This is a genomic window from Echinicola arenosa (assembly GCF_014841125.1).
Lineage (GTDB): Bacteria > Bacteroidota > Bacteroidia > Cytophagales > Cyclobacteriaceae > Echinicola > Echinicola arenosa.
In genome coordinates this window covers 146524-166996 of sequence record NZ_JACYTQ010000009.1, presented here as the reverse complement: position 1 = coordinate 166996, position 20473 = coordinate 146524, and the positions used below count along the sequence as shown (strand labels likewise).

Sequence of the window (20473 nt, the reverse complement as noted above, 5' to 3'; positions counted from 1 at the left end):
CTTTAAAAGCTATATTTAAGTCTTGTTTTTTCACACCTCAAAATATCCATTTTGAGTTAAACAGGAAAGGCTAGCCGAGAAATCAGCTAGCCTTTTAAACTATCTACTTTTGAGACAGCCTCTTTTTTATTGGCTATTATTTTACGTGTCTTTTTAAATTAATCCATCTGTACTTGGTTTATGGTAAAACAATAGATCAAGGATATTACACTTTAAATTTAAAATAAAATAGGCCCAAACATATTGAGCCTTTTGATCATTACGTAAAATGTATCCCTTTAAGCTTCAGCTTTGTTCTTATCACCTAAGAGCACCAAGTCATTGACCTGAATTTCTGTAATGTACTTTTTTACACCTTGTTTATCCGTGTAGGTCCTGTTGATCAATTTTCCTTCAATGGCTATTTCACTTCCTTTGTCCGTGTACTTGTTGATAATTTCTGCAGTTTTTCCCCATGCCACTAACTGATGCCAGGTAGTGTCCTCTATGCGCTCACCTTTGTTGTTTTTGTAGACTTCGTTGGTAGCCAAACTTATTCTGGCCATGGTATTTCCGTTGTCCAGAACTTTGAAATCGGCTTTTGCGCCAAGCCTTCCGATTAATTGAACTTTGTTTCTTAAAGTGTTCATAATGCTAAAATTTAGGTTAAAGAATGTTTTAAAAAGATTATTTATATTCATTGCTGATGACACAAATTTGAATGGAGCTGGGGAAGATAGTCGGGTATTAAATGTTTCTTTCCGTTTACAGTCGTTTGTAAGTGTTTGCTAATGTGTGTTTTGCTTTGTAAATTCAATTAGTTTTTTACCTTAAATGCTATTTTTTATGTTTGGGAACGGAAAGAATTGTTTGTATTGTGACCAGCCTGTTCAAGGAAGGGCCGATAAAAAGTTTTGCGACGATCAATGTCGCAACAGCTATAATAATCAGTTAAAGGCAGTAAAGAACAATGTGATTAGAAACATTAATAATGCCTTGAAGAAAAACAGAAATATTTTGGAATCAATTTTGCAAAATACTGATGAAACGATAAAAGTCAATCGGGAAAAACTTTTGCAAGAAGGCTTTCAGTTCAAATACTACACGCATCAATATGTTAACAAAAAAGGCAATGTGTATGTTTATTGCTATGACTTTGGCTATTTGGAACTGGATCGAGACCCTGATTGGTTTTTGGTGGTGAGAAAGAAGACTGTCTCTAAATAATGGCCAATCACGTAAAATTGGCTTTCAATAGGCGGACATAGGTTTGACATTTTAAAAAACAACTGGTCTTGAAAACAAAATTAGTTTACTTTTGGTCGATTCTTCAATCGAGTTTTTGGTTTGTGCCATTGCAATTGATTCTGGTTTCCATTATTGCAGCGACTGGGTTTATCTATTTGGACACCGTGTGGGAGTTCGAACCTTCAGGAGTTTTCAAGTATTACATGTTTGGGGAAGAAGAAGCTGCTAGAAGTATTTTGTCCACCATAGCAGGAGCGATGATCGGTGTGGCGGGAACAGTATTTTCCATTACATTGGTGGCCTTGACTTTGGCTTCTTCACAATTTGGCCCCCGCTTGTTACAGAATTTTATGCATGACCGGATCAATCAAGTGGTCTTGGGTTCCTACATAGCCACCTTTAACTATTGCTTATTGGTTTTGAGGGCGGTAAAGTCGGGGGAGGAGTTGGGTTTTGTTCCAAATATTTCCATCATTTTTGCGATTTTTCTCGCTATTGTCAATATATTTTTGCTGGTCATTTTTATCCATCACATTTCGGTTAGTATTCAAGCAGACCAAGTGATTTCCAATGTGAATAATAACCTTCATAAAAATTTTAAGCGTCTTTTTCCAATCAAAGATACCAATGACAGTGAACCACTTACTTTCGATGAGAAAATGCTAGAGGTAAAAAAGGCTCAGCTAAAACAAGAATACTCACTTAATTCTAGAAAAAGCGGTTACCTTCAATCCATCGATCATCATAAATTAATGGAACTGGCCAAGGAGGTTCAAGGAATAGTAGAAGTCAAAAAGCACGCTGGCAATTTTATAGTAGAAAAACAGGAGTTGATCATTATTCATACATCTGGAAAATTGGAAGATGGACTTGAGGATCGCTTTAGGTCTTCTTTTATCATCGGCAACAAAAGGACATCTTCTCAAGATGCCGAGTTTGCCATCAGGCAAATGGTAGAAGTAGCTGCTAGGGCACTTTCACCTGGAGTCAATGATCCTTTTACCGCCATTACCTGTATTGATAAACTGACCGATGTGATCTGCTATTTGACTTCCGCAAGACTACCAAGCCCGTATCATTTTGATGGAGAAGGTGAGATGCGTTTGGTAACCAAAACGATAAGTTTTGATGGTGTGATGAGTGTGGCATTTAACCAGATCCGTCAATTTGGAAGCAATAGTCCAGCGGTAATTATCAGGTTAATGGAAGCCATGATAACCATTTTTCAGTTTGCAGAGGATGACCAACATAAAAACATTATCCTAAAACATGCCTCTATGATTTCCCACACTGGTGAGAAAAGTTTTTTGGATGAGAATGATGTGAAGGATTTAAAAGAGAGATATGAACAACTAAAAACGTTAATCTGAGGCTTCTGATAAAATTTTAACCAAGATTTTTATGAAAGATAATTTTTCCGGTCATGCATCAGAATACGAGAAGTTTTGTCCTACTTACCCTGAAAACTTCTATGTCTGGTTAATTAGTCAATTGAAAACCAGGAAAGTAGCCTGGGATTGTGGGACAGGGAATGGACAGGTTGCATCCATTCTTTCTAATTATTTTGAAAGGGTTGAAGCTAGTGATATCAGCGAGCAGCAAATGGCTCAAGCGCCATGGAAACCCAATGTCTATTATACAAAATGCCCAGCAGAGAAAAGTGGGTTTTTAGACCATACTTTTGACTTAATTACAGTAGCGCAAGCGGTACATTGGTTCGATTTTGATCCATTTTTTAAGGAAGTAAACAGGACACTTAAACCAAATGGGGTGATCGCTTTAATAGGTTACGGTTTAATGGATGTGTCTGGTTTGGATCAAGAAATAAAATACCTGTATGCTGATTTGTTGGCAGACTTTTGGGATCCGGAAAGAAAGTATATCGAGGAGGCCTACAAAAGTATCCCTTTTCAATTTGAAGAGTTGGCAACACCTCAATTTAGCATTGAAGAAAGGTGGAGTCTTGATGATTTGTTAGGTTACCTAAACACTTGGTCTGCAGTCAAACATTATATCAAACAGAATGGCACCAATCCAGTTGATTTGATTGAAGAAGGCTTGAGAAATAAATGGGGGGCGGAAAAAATGAAGCCTGTTAACTTTCCTTTGATTTTACGGGTGGGGATAAACAAGCAGTAATATTTCTTCTGGTGAACTTCATAAATGTGGGATCAAAGATTTTCAATAGATATTTCATTTTATTATTTATTAGTTGGCCTAACTGTCTTAATTTTATGGCATGTCTAACGAACCAGAGAATTTGTCACCTTTTTTGGCCCAATTGGCCAAAGATTTAGAAGGTGATTTGCATTACGATCAATTGATGAAAACCCTTTATGCCACAGATGCCTCGGTATATCGGGAATTACCTTTGGCGGTAGCCTTACCGAAGACCAAAGAAGATATCAAAAAACTCATTCAATTTGCCAGGCAGTATAAAACATCCTTGATTCCTAGGACTGCAGGGACATCCTTGGCGGGACAGTGTGTGGGTGATGGAATAGTGGTGGATGTCTCAAAATATTTTACACAAATACTGGAGTTTAATAAAGAAGAAGGTTGGGTGAGGGTACAGCCTGGAGTGGTCAGGGATGAGCTAAATGCTTTTTTGAAACCTTATGGCTTTTTCTTTAGTCCCGTCACTTCCACTGCCAATAGGGCGATGATCGGAGGGATGGTAGGAAACAATTCCTGTGGTACTACCTCTATTATTTACGGCTCTACCAGAGAGCATACATTGGAGTTGCAGACCATTTTAAGTGATGGATCAGAAGCTACTTTTGCTAAAATATCCAAAGAGGAATTTGAGCAGAAAAAGCAACTGGAAACTTTGGAGGGAGCTTTATATCAAAAAATATATGATGAACTGGCTCAGCCAGTCAACCAAGAAAATATTAGAAGTCAGTTTCCCAAGCCTTCTGTCCAAAGGAGGAATACAGGTTATGCGGTCGATTATCTTTTGGAAACAGAAATCTTTTCAGAAACTGATACGGCTTTTGATTATTGCAAGCTTCTTTGTGGATCCGAAGGAACCCTCGCTTTTACTACCGAAATAAAGATTCATGTGGATCCACTTCCTGCCCCAAAAGATGTAGTGGTGGCAGCTCACTTTGAGAGCATACATGAGAGTATGAAGGCTACCCAGTTGGCCATGAAAAATCATCCCACCGCTTGTGAGTTGATGGATAAAATTATTTTGGATTGTACCAAGGAAAATATTGAGCAAAGTAAAAACCGGTACTTTGTAGAGGGGGATCCAGAGGGGATTTTGATGATAGAATTCCGAGGCGAAACAGAGGAAGAGGCTTTGGCTTTGGCCCAGAAGACTATTGATGGTATGAAGGCTGCAGGATTAGGATATGCTTACCCGATCATCACTGGAGAGAGAACCAAAAATGTTTGGGCGCTGAGAAGTGCAGGTCTTGGTTTGTTGGCCAATATCCCGGGAGATAAAAAGGCTGTGGCTTGTATTGAAGATACGGCTGTGGATATCGATGATTTGGCAGATTTTATTGACGAGTTCGGTGAGATCATGAAAGGTTTTGGACAGAAACCTGTGCACTATGCCCATGCTGGTGCTGGGGAAATTCACCTTAGGCCTATTCTTGACCTAAAGAAGTCCGAAGATGTAGAAGATTTCTACAAAATTACAGAAGCAGTGGCCAAACTGGTTAAGAAATTTGATGGCTCCCTAAGTGGAGAGCATGGTGATGGTAGGGTAAGGGCTGCTTTTATTCCTATTATGGTAGGTGAGGAGAATTATCAGCTTTTCCGCAGGATCAAGCAAGCATGGGACCCCCAAAATATTTTCAATCCAGGCAAGATTGTAGATACTGCACCGATGACTAGCTTTCTTCGTTACGAGCCGGATATGAAGACACCTGAGTTCGATACAGCTTTGGACTTTGGTCATGTAGGTGGGATACTTAGGGCTGCTGAAAAATGCAATGGTTCGGGTGATTGTCGTAAGCTGCCCATATCTGGAGGAACCATGTGCCCAAGCTATATGGCTACCAGAAATGAAAGAGATACTACCCGTGGTAGGGCAAATACCCTTCGGGAATTTTTGACAAAAAATACTAAGGATAATCCTTTTGATCATCCAGAGATCAAAGAAGTTATGGACCTTTGCCTGTCTTGCAAGGGTTGTACTTCAGAGTGCCCTTCCAATGTTGATATGGCCAGTTTGAAAGCTGAATTCCTCTATCAATACCAAAAGACAAATGGAGTTCCACTGAGAAGTAAAGCTTTTGCTTATATCAATAACCTGAATGAGCTGGGAAGCCTTGTCCCTGGCATGACCAATTTCATTATGACCAATAAATCAACTGGGTCATTGATGAAGAAAGTTTTGGGAGTGGCTGAAAAGAGAAACTTGCCCACCATTGCCAAGGTGAACCTCAGAAAGTGGTACCAAAAGAATTACAGCCAACTTCCAACGTCACAAAAGAAAGTAGGAGCCGTTCATTTTTTCTGTGATGAGTTTACCAATTTCAATGATACAGAAATTGGAATCAAAGCCATTAAACTTTTGCATCATTTGGGATATGAGGTCAAGATGATTGACCATCCGGAAAGTGGTCGAGGGGCAATGTCCAAGGGCCTTTTGGACAGGGCCAAAGACCTGGCCAATAAAAATGTACAGCTTTTTAAAGACCTGGTGACTTTGGATGAACCTTTGGTGGGCGTTGAGCCATCGGCCATATTAAGCTTTAAGGATGAATATCCAAGGTTGGTTCGGGCTGATCTGGTGGAAGATGCCAAGAAGTTGAAAAGGAACAGTATGATGGTGGACGAGTTTTTGGCCAAAGAGGCCATGCGAGGAAATATTACGGCAGACCAGTTTACCAAGGCTAGCAAGAAAGTCCTGCTTCATGGGCACTGCCACCAAAAGTCACTTTCATCTGTACAGTTTACTCAGAAGCTGTTGACTTTACCGGAAAACTATACCTTGGAAACCATTCCTTCAGGATGTTGTGGAATGGCCGGATCTTTTGGGTATGAAGAGGAACATTATGAGGTGAGTATGAAAGTTGGGGAGATGGTCTTGTTTCCAGCTGTCAGAAGGGCTAGGCCTGAAACGATTGTTGCGGCTCCAGGAACCAGCTGCCGTCATCAGATTGCAGATGGAACTGGAAGGAAGGCTTTACACCCTGTAGAGGTTCTTTTTGAAGCTGCAGGACTTTAATGATTATTATGGATGGTTGACAGTGGTAAGGTGCTGTCAACCATTTATCTACCTTTTTTATTTTTTGGTCAAATATTTGATGATGAACAATAAGCTGTATTTATAATTCATCTCTTAGATATATTCCTTCACTTTTTAGGTTTATATTTGTCCTTTTAAAGCAAGAATTCATGCCGAAAATAATCCGCGTCACTACTGTACCCATTTCCCTAAAATTACTTCTTTCTGGCCAAATGAAATATTTGAAAGATGCTGGTTGGGATGTCCTGATGGTCAGTGCTGATGGAAAGGAAGTCAACGAGGTCAAGAGAAAAGAAGGCTGTGAACATTCAGTAATTCCATTTACCAGGAAGATCACTCCACTTCATGATTTGGTTTGTCTTTGGAAACTGTTCCAACTTTTCAAGCAGGAAAAACCTGATATTGTGCATAGCCACACGCCTAAGGCTGGGCTTTTGGGAATGATTGCGGCAAAATTTGCTGGGGTGAAAGTGAGGATCCATACGGTTGCTGGATTGCCTTATGTGGTGACCAAGGACAATAAAAGGAAGCTTTTGGAAACCATGGAGAGGTGGACCTTCGGTCATGCCACTCATGTTTGGCCAAATGCCAAATCCTTGCAGGACTTTATTATCAAAGAAAACCTTACAGAAGCTGCAAAAGTAGAGGTGTTGGGAGAAGGCTCCTCTAATGGGGTTGACTTGGAGCGATTTAACAGGGATAATCTAAAAGAAAACCATTTGGTGGCTGCCACCATGCGGGTGATGCCGGGAGACAATGATTTTATTATTCTAGCAGTAGGAAGATTGGTGAAAGATAAAGGAATAGATGAATTGGTCACGGCATTTTTGAATTCAAAAATAGTTAACCATTCCAAATTGGTACTCTTAGGTGATTTTGAGCAGGAATTGAACCCGCTTGATGAGGAGACCATTAGAAAGATTGAAGACCATCCCCGCATTGTTCAAGTAAACTGGTCAGATCATGTAGAGCATTATATGGCCATATCCGATGTGTTGGTACATGCCTCTCATCGGGAAGGATTTCCCAATGTCCTTTTGGAAGCTGCAGCGATGCAATTGCCAATAATCTGTTCTGATATCATGGGCAATACAGATATTGTGACCAATAAAAAAACAGGCTTGGTGTTTCCTGTCAAGGACAAGGCAGTGCTGAAGGATGCAATAGAATTTGCTTATGTCAAAAGAGAAGTGATGCAGGGCTTAACGGATCAGCTGTATCTTGATGTGACGGCCAAATATGGTAGAAAAAAAATGCATGCCCTATTGTTAGAAAAGTACCGTTCCTTGATGAAGTAAAGTTTTTGGGCTGCTTTTACTCTCCACCAAAACATTATCTTTGTTGAATGGAAATTTCCAAGAAGGTCTTAATTATTACGTATTACTGGCCGCCTAGTGCAGGTTCTGGTGTACAACGTTGGTTGAAATTTGCCAAGTTTTTGCCTGAATATGGTTGGGAGCCAGTGATTTTTACACCAGAAAATCCTGATTTCGAACTTAAGGATGAGACCATGCTCAAAGAGGTTTCACCCAATTGGGAGGTGATTAAATTTCCAATTTGGGAGCCTTATGGAGTATTTAGGTTTTTGAAGAAGAAAAAGAAGGGAAAGGCAGAAGACCCTTCTAAGCTCATAGAAAAGCGGCACAAGAACTGGTTTGACCAGACTTCCATCTGGCTGAGGGCCAATGCCATGATTCCTGACCCAAGGGTGTTTTGGGTGAAGCCTTCTGTCAATTACCTGTTGGATATTGTGGAGAAAAATAGCATCCAGGCCATTATCACCACAGGACCTCCCCATAGTATGCACTTAATTGGAAGAGATCTTAAAAGAAAGTCTGGCTTGCCATGGATAGCGGATTTTCGTGATCCTTGGTCCACTTGGGAATTTTTAGACACATTGCCCATGATGAAATCCATTCGGAGGAGACATGAGCGATTGGAGCAATCTGTGTTCAGGGAGGCCGATAAGGTGGTGACCATTTCTCCTACATTCCAAGAGGAGTTGGCAAAAATTGCTCATAGAGAAATTGATTTAATCACGAATGGTTTTGATTCAGCTGATTTGCCCAAAGACTTTCAAAAGAAGAAGTCAGAATCGCCTGTCTTTGAGATCGTTTATACGGGAATTATAGATGCGATACGAAATCCTATCCCTTTTCTCAATGCTTTTAAACAAGCATTTGCGCCAATGGAAAAAACCGTAAAATTGACTTTTGTGGGTAGGGTAAGCGAAAAGGTTAGCCATTTTGTAAAGGAAGATCCTTGGTTGGCAGAACGTGTGGATTTCCCAGGTTACATGCCCCACGAAAAGGTTTTTACTTTTTATGAAAAAGCGGATATGCTTTTGTTGATCTTAACCAATACTAAAAATGCAAAAGGCAATATTCCGGGAAAACTTTTCGAATATATTGCCACAGGAAGGACAATAGTAGCTTTAGGTGACCCGCTAGGTGATGCCAGCAAAATCATTCAGGAAGCGGGGGCAGGTAAGGTCTTCTCACACGAGTCTGTGGATGAGATTCAAGCCTACTTGGAGCAACAAATCATGGAGGGTGTAAAGAGCATGACGAGTAGTAGCATTGACCATTTTGAACGAAAATACCTTAGCCAAAAACTAGCCCAATTACTGGATGAAAATGCGAATTCCCTTTCTTGATTTGGCAGACATGCATGCCGATTTGGCTGATGAGCTTAAGGCAAAATTCAATAAAATGTTGCAAAAGGGAATTTTCTCTGGCGGGGAAGAAGTGGACTTGCTGGAAAGTTCTTTAGAAGACTTTTTAAAGGTTCCTCATGCGATTGCCTGCGCTAATGGAACCGATGCGATGGAATTGGCATTGAGAGTATTGGAAATAGGGCCGGGAGATGAGGTGATTGTACCTGCATTGACCTGGGTGTCCACAGCTGAAGTGGTCAAAATGGTAGGAGCAGAGCCTGTTTTTTGCGATGTGGATCAATATGGTTTGCTGGATCTTAATGTTTTAGAGCAGCAAATTACGGAAAGAACCAAAGCTATAATGCCAGTACATCTTTATGGAAAGATGGTGGATATGAAACGCTTAATGCAAATTACACTACCTTTGGGAATAAAATTGGTGGAAGATGCTGCTCAAGCTTTTGGTGCTTTTCAAGAGGGTAACAGCGCTGGTGCTTTCGGAGAGATGGGCTGTTTTAGCTTTTACCCAACCAAAAACATGGGAGCTCTTGGTGAGGCAGGATTGGTGATAACCAGTGATGATGCTTTGGCAAAGAAGATTAGGTTAATGCTAACACACGGCCAATCAAAGAGGGATGTACATGAGATGGTAGGTAGAAATAGCCGAATCGATAGTTTGCAAGCAGGCTTCTTGAATGTAAAAATGGAATATTTTTTAGCCTGGCAGCAAAAGAGGAAGCAACTTGCTGGAATATACTTGGAACATTTACAACATACAAAGGGAATTACAGTGCCTGACAGGATTTTAAAAGATGACAATAATGCACATCTTTTTACTATCAGAACCGAGGAACGTGATGCCTTAAAACAATACTTGGAGAAGCAAGGGATAGGTACAGCCATTCATTATCCAAAGGCTGTTCCCGCTACCAAGCCTTTTAAAGGTGATGGAGACTTCCCCATGGCCAATAAAATGGCCCAAACTACACTGTCCTTGCCCCTACATCCCTATTTGGGAGAAAAGGAAGTAAGGCAGGTTTGTGAAGCAGTTCAGGCATTTTATAATTGAGGTTGAAAGTTGATATTATCTGGTGCTAACCCATACTTCCAAGGGGTACTTTTTAGCAATTTTTATCTTTGTTTTTTCGGATATTGGCAGTGCTCTGTTATGGAGTGCTTCATTTATACTATTTAAATAATCCTTTGCAAGACAATTAAATAAATCATCAAGTTCAGCACTTTTAAAATTAGAGGCATTTACAAATATCAATTTAAAGTCTTCTGTTGCTCCTTCTATGTCATTTAAACTATTTACAAAAACTATGTCATTAATATCAATGTCTATTATTGGACCATTTGTGGGAAGGAATATTGGTAAATAGGTTTTGGATGAAATTTCTGGAAGAAAAACAAAAAAAGTTGATTCATTGGTATTTTGCTCTAGATATTCCAAATATTCTTTGAGTGGGACATCTTTGTTAAGGTTTATTACTTTACCTGAATCTTTGAAATAAAGTATTATTTCTTCAAATTCTGCTTGTGTAAAATGCTCTAATTTGGAAGAAAGTAACAGTTGTTCATTTATATTTGATTTAAATGTACATTTGAAAAGGAAAAAAAATATTAAAATTAAATATTTGCTTTTCATGGTGAGGTCTTCAATGTTTAGAAAGCATCTAACTAATATAAAGTATTTCTTTCAATTTCTGTTTTTTTGGAAAATGTCCCTAGCTTAAAGATTTTAAATTTCTCTAAACTCAAGAGTCTAGATTATGTAATAATAGCTAAGACAAGTTTTTAAAGCAGTTCAGGCATTTTTTAATTGAGATTAGAGCTCAGGTTTAAGCCTTTAAACTTGAATAAAAGATAAGAAGTCTATCTATTTTTACCCTTTTTACCTGTGTTCATTTTAATTTTTTATATAGATATGTGACCTGTGTCACAGTATGGGGATTTTGTAACTTAAAAGTTAACCAAACTATTAAGAAACCATGAATTACTATTATAATAAAACCCTTCAAAACATTTCTTTTGATGCAGTGATTGATCAGGTGATTGAAGCTTTGAAAGCAGAGGGCTTTGGTGTACTTACAGACATTGATGTCAAAGCAACTTTTAAGAAAAAACTGGATGTGGATTTTAGGAATTACCGTATTCTAGGTGCCTGTAATCCTAACTTTGCCCATAAGGCAATTGAAGCGGAAGATAAGATAGGAGTATTTTTACCCTGTAACGTGGTGGTTCAGGAATTGAGTAATGGTACTATTGAAGTAGCCGCAGTGGATCCGGTAGCTTCCATGAGTGCCGTGGAAAATGAAAGTTTGGGAAGCATTGCTGAAGCGGTGCGAAATAGCTTAAAGAGAATCGTGGAGGGATTATAGCAGTAACAGTTTTATTATCTCCATATAAAGCTTAATCTTGAACTATTTTCTGACATTTAGGAAGGATGCATTATGGAGAGGTGACTTCTTTAACAAAAGATTCAATCATTGATCATCGAATTAATAGTGGTATAAGAAGAATTCTTAGTATATATGTAAGTAAAATATATATATATGAAATTTTGTTGTTTTCAAATTCTTGTTGTCTTGCTTTACGTATCCTGTTCGCCAAGTACAGCTAATAAGTCTTTTCTGGTCTGTGGGGATCATAAGGTCCTACTGGTGGATTATGAACAATCCACAGAAGACAAACCGCATGTCGTTTGGTCCTGGGATGCACATCAGGCTCAAGACCTACCAGCTGAATATCGGGACAAGAAATTCAATACCATGGACGATTGTAAAGCAATTGATGGAGGGCAAAAGATTTTGGTCTCTTCTTCATCTGGTGGGGTAGCTATGTTGGATAGTGAGACTAGCGAAGTGTTGTTTTATGCTTCTGTACCCAATGCCCATTCGGTGGAGATATTGCCATACAACCGCTTGGTGGCAGCAGCTTCCACTCACAGCGCAGGGAATAAGATCATGCTCTTTGACATCCAAAATAATGATAAACCGATGTTTGAAGATAGTCTGTATTCAGCACATGGTCTGATTTGGCATAAGGAAAGAAATTCACTTTTCGCCTTAGGTTATGATGTGTTAAGAGAGTATACCATGCCAGACCCTAATAGTTTGGTTTTACAGAAAGAATGGAAAATACCCGGAGAAGGAGGTCACGATCTTCAGCTCACTGCTGATGGGCAAGACTTTCTTTTGACAGAACATACGGGTGCTTGGAAATTTGACTTGTCCTCAGAAGAGTTCAGTAGTTTGGAGGAAATTCCTAATACAGAAAATATCAAGAGTTTGGGAGAACATGATTCTGGGCAGTATATGTTGACCATTCCCGAAAAAAGCTGGTGGACGCATCATGTTACTTTCTATGGACCGAACAAAAAGATTGCTTTTCCAGACATGAAGGTCTATAAAGCAAGGTGGTTTGAATAATTAAAGTTCAGCAAGAAAAAGCCCAAGTTTTCTAAACTTGGGCTTTTTCATTTTTCAAAGTATTCAGACTTTGGCTATTTTGCCTTTTAAAACAGAAAACTCCGCAGGATTGGAATTTTAAACCTAAACCTTTTACTACTTATTATTTTACTGAAAATGGAAAGTAACACTTTTGAATACCCTATGATCATTAAGGAATTCCATTTGGATACCTTTGGGCATGTGAACAACGCCACTTATTTGGAAATCTATGAAGAGGCTCGATGGCAGTTTATCACAGACAACGGTTACGGATTAAAGGAAATCAAAAAGACAGGTTTGGGTCCGGTAATCCTAGAAATAAAAATTAGATTTATCAAGGAGTTAAAGTTGCGGGAAGAAATCACCATTTTTTCCAAAACCAAAAGTTATAAGTCGAAAGTGGGCACCATTGAACAATGGATTTTGGACAGTCAAGGTAACCGCTGCTCAGAAGTGGAGATGACCATAGGTTTGTTTGATACCAAAGCCCGAAAATTGGTACTCCCTACACCGGAATGGTTAAAGGCTATTTCTTGATTCCCAATTTTATCAAATACTTATCCATCACCACATTAAAATCAGGGGAACACTTAGTGAAATAGACTGCTGGAATATAAAGTGAAAGTACCAAAGTACCTTTGAATATTAAGTTCAGATAAATATTTTCCATGTTGGGAATCCACTCAATCAGAAGCAATATTAAGCCGATAATAAGGATGGTTTTAAGGTTGCCCGCAGAGAAGGGGCTGAGTTGGTATTTCTGTTTTAAGAATAAGTATCTGAGTCCGTTGATCAAGATCATACTGACCAAAGAGGCCAAAGCAGCACCTGCCACGCCCATGACCGGGATCAAAAGGTAATTGGTGGTCACCAATAGGGCCAAGGTCAAAAAGCCCATAAAAAGGTTGTAATAATAGTGTTTGGAAACAGCAATGATCTGGTAATTTACAGAAGTGATGCAGTCTACCAATTGGGCAATGGCCGTAAATAGTAATACGGGTAAGGCCATGGCATAATTTTCTCCTAGGTAGTTGCCCACGCTGTAGCGGTTGCACCAAATGCCCAAAAACAATAAGCCCCCGACTACTAGTAGGGTTTGGCTGCTTTTTTTGTAGATGTCCTGAATGTTTTTGAAATCTCCTTCTGCCATCGATTCCGATATGGTAACAATAGAAACTCTTCTGATGGCTTTGGCCGGAACACTAATGACCACCCCAAAAAAGAAAAGGGTGGTATAAATGCCCACAGCATCTTCTCCCATCAACCATTGGATCATATAGGTGTCGATATACAAAATCAAACTGCTGCTGAGAATTTCCAAAATCCCTGAGGAGGAAATGCCGGCTATGGTCTTTTTTTCTTCTAGGCTAAAAGGTCCTGGTCTTCCTAAGTTGAAGGCTTTGGCTTTGTTTAGCATAATGAAAGAAATAAGCAATGGCAGTACAAAAATAGCGAGGTTAAAATAGATCAATTGCTGAAAGCTGATCCACTGGAAATAGAAAAGGATCAAACCAATAATTGGCAATGATTTTTGAATAATACTTTCGGCAAAAACACCGGGCAAGGGCTGATGGTTGGTGCGTAAATAAGCATCCAAAATATATTGGAATACCCGAAAACCAATCACCACTATAATGCCCCAGTAAAAGGTAGGGTTGTAATTAAATCCTTCAAAACCTCCATCTTGGGTCTGGAAGATAAATTTTTTGGTCAGCAAAAAAACAGGAATAGCCAGCATGGTGCCTGCAAGTCCTACCAAAAGCGAAAAGCTGATAAAGCTTTTTTTCTTTTCTGGCTTATCCCTAAATTCAGGGATCATTTTCAGGGTGGTTAAGTTGGTGCCCAAAGTGAAGATTGAGGCAAAAAGTGCTGTTGTATTTAGGACCAATTGGAGCAGGCCAATTTCTCCCTCTGATAATATTTTGGGACGCAGTAGTGCAGAACCCACAAAGCCTATCAAAATGCCCGTATAAGCTATGATGGTTGTCTGTGAAGATTGTTTCCTAATGATCCCCATAAGTTTATGGTTTGATCCAAAAAGTGGTGTCAGAAAGTCCTGTGGTGCAGGTGTAATTTTCCCAATTTTTTAGTACATCAAAAGCCAGTTGATAACTAGGCCTATCAGAGTTGTCCAATATCATTAACCCTCCAGATTTAAGCTTTGGAATTGAATTGAGGAGGCATGCCACTCTGGCTCGGCCATCTACTAGGACGAAGTCAAAATATTCATCTGGAAATTCATTTGCTACATGAAAATAGTCCCAGAACTGTTGCTTGAATTGGTAGTCTTCACTTTTTAGGTCATTTTTTTTAAAAAACTTAGGAAGCTCAGTAGATTTAAAATCAGGGGATTCAGGGATAAACCTATAATCAATATTGTCAAGATGATTTTCCTTAAACCATTTGGAAACATGTTCATACCATCCTTGGTGATGTTCTACGCTTACCAATTGTTTGATCTTTTTCGCAAAGAATTTGGAGCTGGCACCACTGCCAAATTCTAGGCCTAACATGTCCTTTTTGAGCCACTTTTTAAGGAAATTGACTGCAGATGGGGCAAACCAAGGGGTTGGTTTGTTCCACCAACGATAAGTATAGAAAACCCCTTTGATTAAGGGACGACAAACCCGGTATCGGATATATTGAAGTCCATCGGATTTTTCTCTATGCCAATTTTGGTTAGGGAGAATACTTCTATCTTGTTCTTTTTTGAGTTGCTGAATGATGGGATTTGCCATACTGAGGGTCAACCGGTCGCTTTTAGTGTTCAAACTTATGAAAAATCAATTTATTTACCGCTGATCTTTTGAAAGATGTTTTTCCAACGGTAGTTGCGGATAAACTTTCCCTCTGCCTTGGTTACTTCCCTTTGGGTACCATCGAAATAGGATTTAAAATAGCCAATCATGCTGTCCCAGAGATAAGATGGTTTTTTTTGTTTTAAGCTCACCTTGGCCATTGATAAAAAAGCGATGCTCAAACTATAGCGCATTTTATACATGGCTTGACCCTGCATGTGTTTGGCTTTTTTTGAGTAAGAGGAGCCTGTAGGTCTAAGGTGTTTTACTTTTAATTCTGGCAATGTAATAACTTCAAAACCGTGATATTGAGCAAGCAGCTCATCCATGGTGTCCCAACCTATGCTGCACCGCAACCCATTCATTTTCTCAAAACAAGCTTTGGAGTAGGCTTTGAATGCGCCTCGAACATGGTCTTTTCCCATGGGATGGTTCAATGCCCATTTTCCTTTTTCCAACTCATAAGCAAATCCCCCAACCACACCTGCTTTTGGATGATTTTCGAAAGTTTGAGCCACTTTCTCAAAGTAGTTTTCAGGTAGAACCAAATCAGCATCTAGCTTGACTATGAAGTCATAAGGCTGTTGAATTTGTGCAAGACCTTTTTCAAATGCAGCCACCACCTTACTGCCAGGCAATCTAAAATCTTCTGTTTGACTATTAACTTTACTGATCCATTTAAAGCGAGTTTGATAGTCATCTATGATGTTTTCGGTGGTATCGGTAGAGTTGTCATTGACTATAACAGCTTGGTCAGGTTTTAAGCTTTGTTTGGACAATGAGTCTAGTAAGCCCTGTAAAAACTGCGCTTCATTATGCGCAGGAATAATGACACTGTATTTTAACATAAGGGAAGATTGAGCTGCCAACTACATCAGCAGGTTCATCAGGTTAAACTGGAGCTTTTCCTTTGTAAGAGCCCATTTCTTTTTGGGAGTAGGGTTGGAAAGCATGTTCAAGGATTTGAAAATGAAATATTGAAAATCGTTTTCTTCAAAAAAAACAGAATAGGGGACAACCTTTTCCAAGTAAAAACCATTGGCGCTGATGCTTTGGATCAGGTCGGCAATATTTACAAAGGCTTCAACAGCTTGAAGGCTCTCAGGGTCATTTTGGGCCTTCCATTCTGAAAATTTGGGGGTAGGCAAATTGATGAAAATCACAGAATCTTCGTGGGAATGTCTTTTGATTCCTTCAAAAATCCTGAAGTGTTTATCCCTGGAGACCTGTTGCAAAATTTCAGATAGGATAAAGAAATCATAATGCTCTCCATCATTTTCAAAAGCCTTCATTTCCGCTATTTTAAATTGGAGATTTTTTTGCTTTTTCCATAGCTCAGAAGCTTTTTCTATGCTGCTTGGGCTGATGTCTATACTGAGGACTTGTCCGTTTTTTACTTTCTGTGCAATAAGATGACTAAGCTCTCCCAATCCGCAGCCCGCCTCCAATACCTTATGATGGGACTTCAAGCCAGCGCCTACTAGTTTTTCTAAAATATGTAGGTGCAGCACGTTTATTTCATCTTTTTTGGGATCTGAATTAAACTGGTCGTAATAGCTGAAATATTTATCTTTCTCTTCCATTTTTCGGGCGATTTATATACGGCATTACTAATCCTGCAATCAATAGTAATATAATAAAATATTGGGAGGAAACCGCTATAAATGAACCTCTATAATAGGTTTTTGGTTCAAACTTGAATACCACCTCCGACTTACCTTGAGGTACCATCAGCCCGCGTAAAAGGTAGTTGGTGCGAATGATTTCTGCAGCTTCTCCATTGATGGTGGCATTCCATCCTGCCGGATAATAGATTTCCGAGAAAACCACTAAGCCTCCTTTTCGGGCATTGACAGAGTAGTGCAGTTCATTAGGTAAATATTGTGATAAACTTACTGAACCAGCTCCAGCTTGAGCTTCAAATTCTGAAGTGTTGACAGTGGCTTGGGTTTTAGTGTTTATATTAGGGATTTGCTGGATTTCTTCTTCATTAGAGCTGACTGGAACAACTTCACCTGGAAACCACGCTGGTCCGTTTGCTTGTGAATTTTGGAATACCCCATTTTCCCCTTGTCCAGCCAAAATATACTTGGTGTTCAGCATATTGACGGCCTTAAGGCTTTGATAGTCAAAAGAACCTTCTTGTGCTTTTTGGATGAATTGGTTGATTTCTGGTTGAAGCACCCTGTCAATCAGGTCCTGATAGCGGCGCATCTTAGCTCCATGATATCCCCCAAGACTATTGAAGAAATAACTGGTACGGGCATCTTTGAAAGTGTTTTGGAGATTGAGTACCCTAAAATACCCATTATCCTGCATGATCTTTTTATCAGCTGCAGTGGGAGCAAAGTAGCTGCTGCTAGGGTTTTTCTTTAATGATTCGTCATTCAAATACCTTTTATTGATGGTCCAAACATCTGTAATGACCAATACAGCTATCCCCAATGTTGCATAGAAATAAGTAGTCTTCTGTTTAATGGCCAAGAAAATCAATCCTGCACTCAAGGTGATAAAGGCGAGACTTCTAAAAGCATCTTTTTGTAGCATGGCCTTTCTATCTGCCCGAAGTGCACTGGTAAGCCATTCTGGGAAATTGGTATCAGCAGTTCCTTTAAAGCCAAATGCACCAGCTAAAACAATTAGTAGCAAGGTGATTCCTCCAACAATGGCAAATGACATCAGCAATCCTTTCAACTTTCTCTTTTGGTCTGAATCTGAGAAAAGGTTTTCCAGTCCAATGCACCCCAAAACCGGAATGGCAAACAGCGTGATGCCTAAAGCCATGGATACGGCCCTGAATTTATTGTAGCCAGGCAAAATATCGAAAAGAGTGAAATTGAACCAAGCTAGGTTTTTGCCCCATGCCAACATCAATGAAATAATGGTGATCGCCACAAAGATATTTCGGAAGCGTTTAGGGGCGTAGATGATCCCTACTACGAACAAAAATACCATAATGATACTCCCATAAATAGGCCCTCCTGTAAAAGGTTGGTCTCCCCAGTAGGTTGGGGCACCTTGTATAAAATTGCTGAGTTGAGCGCCAGAAACTCCGTTTTGCTGTAAAGCTTTTTCAGTATTGGAATCCTCTCCCAAAGCTTCCTGGCTGGCACCACCGGAGAAATTTGGCACTAGTAAAGTCATGGACTCTAGCTTACCTTGAGACCAACTGAAGGCATACTCTTTGTTCAGGCCACTTTCATTCTGAGTATTACCTTCTAAAGTCTTCTCACCGCGAATGGAGTATTTTCCATATTCCAGTACAGACAACAATCGGTTTGAATTGGCCCCGACAGCCAATAAACCACCCAAGATCAGAATAGCTGCCGTTTTACCGAATTCAGGTAATTGTTTTTCTTTTATATAATATACCAATTGGCCAATGGCATAGATCAGGATAGTGATCAAGGTATAATAAGTGATTTGAAGGTGATTGAAGCGAATCTGCAACATCAAGGCCAAAGCAGTGACTGAAAAGCCCAATAGCTTTTTCCCTCCAAAAGCCATGTGGATTCCGGCCAGAATAAGTGGGATCAAACAAATTGCCCATATTTTCGCATTGTGCCCAGCTTCTAGGCTAAGCATATTGAAAGTGTTAAAGGCAAAAGCCCAAGCGCCCATGACAGATATTTCTGGCCGAACTTTGAAGGTCAAAAGTAGTATATACATAGCGACCATTCCGAAAAACAGGCCATTAATGGGGTGGGGAAGTCCAAGTGTTATTACGCTGATAACTGCTCTGGATATATCGCCAGGATATTCAGTGTTGATCAGGTAGGCGGGCATGCCACCAAACATACGGTTGGTCCATAGGGCTTCTTCGCCCGTATCTTCTCTAAAGTCTTGTATTTCTTTGGCCGAACCTTCCCACTGAAGGATATCGCTTTGGAAAATCATTTTCCCCTCAAACATAATGGGAGAAAAGTATAAGACGATCAAAGTATAAAAAGAAACGATCCCTAAGAGGTGTGGTAATATCTCTTTTTTGAAATTGATTTGCATGCTGATTTTTTGGTTAACCCTATGTCAAAACGATTTGCAAATTAAAAATTAATGTGGACTTATAATAAGGATAGGAGAACAGGAGAGTGCTAAATTTTAGTATTGATGAAAATGGTTAACCCCATTCAATTACTACGCTCACCTTTTAGCTTATGACAGTATATGTTATATCAAGTTTTAAACTAACCTTTGGCATATCGTACTTACCAGCAGGATTGCCATTGCGTACCATCGTAAACCATTAGTTTGTTTGAGATATTGTCCATGTACATGTCTCCTTTTTCTGGATTTTCAGGAGCATTGTTTCTTGGTTCTAGTCTTAATACATCTTTTACGTGAAGTTTTCTTTTGGGAGTTGTGGTACCTATACCTACATTTTCATCCTCCGAAATAATCAGTATTGATTCAAAGTCATTTGTTGGGTTAGTGGCAAAGATGATGTTATTACCTTCTGACCTGATAACAAAATCACCTAGTTTTGCATTTCTAGAAAAGTAGCCATTTCCACCTAGGGAAACACCGATAGCTGAAGCTCTTTTTTCTTCGTCATAAAATCGAATGCTTGGGTTTCCTTTATCTATAGAAGAGCCTTCAATAGCCACTCCAGTCGAAAGCCCAGGAGGGATTTTAGCGTGAAAAGGGGTTATATCGTCAATGTTACTAGTTCCAATCAAAACACTTAGGTCTGTGTAAACAGTGTCTCCTTTTACTTTCCAGCCCAATCCACCTGCATTTTCGGCATAAAGGGCAAAAGGAACGCTTAACAATTGACTTGTCCCAGAAATGGAATAATCGGTACCTCCTGAAGGATCAGTTTCAGTTTTGATAAAATAAGATCCATTGCCCCAATCTATTTCAGAAAAAATACCTTGTTTCACTTCACCAGTCCCAACTTCTAAACTTACCAGCCCATTTGTATTTGTATTGGATGTGTAGGTTTCACTGTAAATGATTGAACCGGATGCAGATCCTTTAAGGATACTTATTTGAAGTCCGATCGTAGCGTCTCTCACCAATTCATGGTTAGTGTCTCTTATAACTGCTTGATAGCTCATTTTTTGAGGAGCTTGTGCCAGGACATTTAATGAAATGGATAAAAGCACAAGCAATACATAAATGTTTTTCATAT

General features: G+C 39.5%; 18 protein-coding genes. 10 read left to right on the top strand and 8 right to left on the bottom strand.

Annotated features, from left to right (window positions below; all coding sequences use genetic code 11):
- Nucleotides 1-278 precede the first annotated feature (278 nt).
- Complete coding sequence (locus IFO69_RS19740; RefSeq protein WP_192011867.1) at nt 279-629, bottom strand: single-stranded DNA-binding protein; 351 nt, start codon at nt 627-629, stop codon at nt 279-281.
- A 196-nt stretch (nt 630-825) separates the two neighbouring features.
- Between IFO69_RS19740 and IFO69_RS19735 the strand changes: the two genes are divergently transcribed.
- The 7 genes from IFO69_RS19735 (at nt 826) to IFO69_RS19705 (ending at nt 10161) form a co-directional block, all read left to right on the top strand.
- Nucleotides 826-1206 carry a hypothetical protein gene (locus IFO69_RS19735; protein WP_192011866.1) on the top strand — a complete coding sequence of 127 codons (381 nt, stop codon included), beginning with the start codon at nt 826-828 and terminating at the stop codon, nt 1204-1206.
- A 68-nt stretch (nt 1207-1274) separates the two neighbouring features.
- A complete protein-coding gene (locus IFO69_RS19730; RefSeq protein WP_192011865.1) occupies nt 1275-2597 on the top strand; it encodes a DUF2254 domain-containing protein in 1323 nt (440 codons plus the stop codon).
- A gap of 31 nt (nt 2598-2628) precedes the next feature.
- Nucleotides 2629-3366 carry a class I SAM-dependent methyltransferase gene (locus IFO69_RS19725; protein WP_225444229.1) on the top strand — a complete coding sequence of 246 codons (738 nt, stop codon included), beginning with the start codon at nt 2629-2631 and terminating at the stop codon, nt 3364-3366.
- A 100-nt stretch (nt 3367-3466) separates the two neighbouring features.
- Entirely contained in the window at nt 3467-6415 is a 2949-nt protein-coding gene (locus tag IFO69_RS19720; protein WP_192011864.1) for an FAD-binding and (Fe-S)-binding domain-containing protein, read from the top strand.
- 170 nt (nt 6416-6585) lie between these two features.
- Nucleotides 6586-7734: a glycosyltransferase family 4 protein gene (locus IFO69_RS19715; protein ID WP_192011863.1), complete on the top strand. Its 1149-nt coding sequence runs from the start codon at nt 6586-6588 to the stop codon at nt 7732-7734.
- 47 nt (nt 7735-7781) lie between these two features.
- A complete protein-coding gene (locus IFO69_RS19710; RefSeq protein ID WP_192011862.1) occupies nt 7782-9092 on the top strand; it encodes a glycosyltransferase family 4 protein in 1311 nt (436 codons plus the stop codon).
- Nucleotides 9067-10161, top strand: a complete 1095-nt coding sequence (locus tag IFO69_RS19705) for a DegT/DnrJ/EryC1/StrS family aminotransferase (protein WP_192011861.1) — start codon at nt 9067-9069, stop codon at nt 10159-10161. The genes IFO69_RS19710 and IFO69_RS19705 overlap by 26 nt, the downstream gene beginning before the upstream one ends.
- A 15-nt stretch (nt 10162-10176) precedes the next feature.
- Here IFO69_RS19705 and IFO69_RS19700 read toward each other — a convergent pair whose 3' ends face one another.
- Nucleotides 10177-10740, bottom strand: coding sequence for a hypothetical protein (locus IFO69_RS19700; RefSeq protein ID WP_192011860.1), 564 nt, complete (start codon nt 10738-10740; stop codon nt 10177-10179).
- Between the two features lie 343 nt (nt 10741-11083).
- Here IFO69_RS19700 and IFO69_RS19695 point away from each other — a divergent pair, with 343 nt between their 5' ends.
- From IFO69_RS19695 to IFO69_RS19685, 3 genes are all read left to right on the top strand, one after another.
- Nucleotides 11084-11473, top strand: coding sequence for a DUF302 domain-containing protein (locus IFO69_RS19695; protein WP_192011859.1), 390 nt, complete (start codon nt 11084-11086; stop codon nt 11471-11473).
- A 174-nt stretch (nt 11474-11647) separates the two neighbouring features.
- Entirely contained in the window at nt 11648-12523 is an 876-nt protein-coding gene (locus tag IFO69_RS19690) for a DUF6528 family protein (RefSeq protein ID WP_192011858.1), read from the top strand.
- Between the two features lie 156 nt (nt 12524-12679).
- Nucleotides 12680-13081 (top strand): acyl-CoA thioesterase, encoded by a 402-nt coding sequence (locus IFO69_RS19685; protein WP_192011857.1) that lies wholly within the window; start codon nt 12680-12682, stop codon nt 13079-13081.
- Here IFO69_RS19685 and IFO69_RS19680 read toward each other — a convergent pair.
- The 6 genes from IFO69_RS19680 to IFO69_RS19655 form a co-directional block, all read right to left on the bottom strand.
- Nucleotides 13071-14561, bottom strand: coding sequence for a lipopolysaccharide biosynthesis protein (locus tag IFO69_RS19680; protein WP_192011856.1), 1491 nt, complete (start codon nt 14559-14561; stop codon nt 13071-13073). The two genes, IFO69_RS19685 and IFO69_RS19680, sit on opposite strands and share 11 nt — an antisense overlap.
- Nucleotides 14562-14565: 4 nt before the next feature.
- Complete coding sequence (locus IFO69_RS19675; protein ID WP_192011855.1) at nt 14566-15282, bottom strand: class I SAM-dependent methyltransferase; 717 nt, start codon at nt 15280-15282, stop codon at nt 14566-14568.
- Nucleotides 15283-15332: 50 nt separating this feature from the next.
- The gene (locus tag IFO69_RS19670) at nt 15333-16190 is read right to left on the bottom strand and encodes a glycosyltransferase family 2 protein (RefSeq protein ID WP_192011854.1); all 858 of its coding nucleotides are present in this window, start codon (nt 16188-16190) and stop codon (nt 15333-15335) included.
- A gap of 21 nt (nt 16191-16211) precedes the next feature.
- Nucleotides 16212-16925, bottom strand: a complete 714-nt coding sequence (locus tag IFO69_RS19665) for an SAM-dependent methyltransferase (RefSeq protein ID WP_192011853.1) — start codon at nt 16923-16925, stop codon at nt 16212-16214.
- Nucleotides 16909-19344, bottom strand: coding sequence for a YfhO family protein (locus IFO69_RS19660; RefSeq protein WP_192011852.1), 2436 nt, complete (start codon nt 19342-19344; stop codon nt 16909-16911). Before IFO69_RS19660 ends, IFO69_RS19665 begins: the two co-directional genes overlap by 17 nt.
- 203 nt (nt 19345-19547) lie before the next feature.
- Nucleotides 19548-20471 (bottom strand): hypothetical protein, encoded by a 924-nt coding sequence (locus IFO69_RS19655; protein WP_192011851.1) that lies wholly within the window; start codon nt 20469-20471, stop codon nt 19548-19550.
- Nucleotides 20472-20473: the final 2 nt, after the last annotated feature.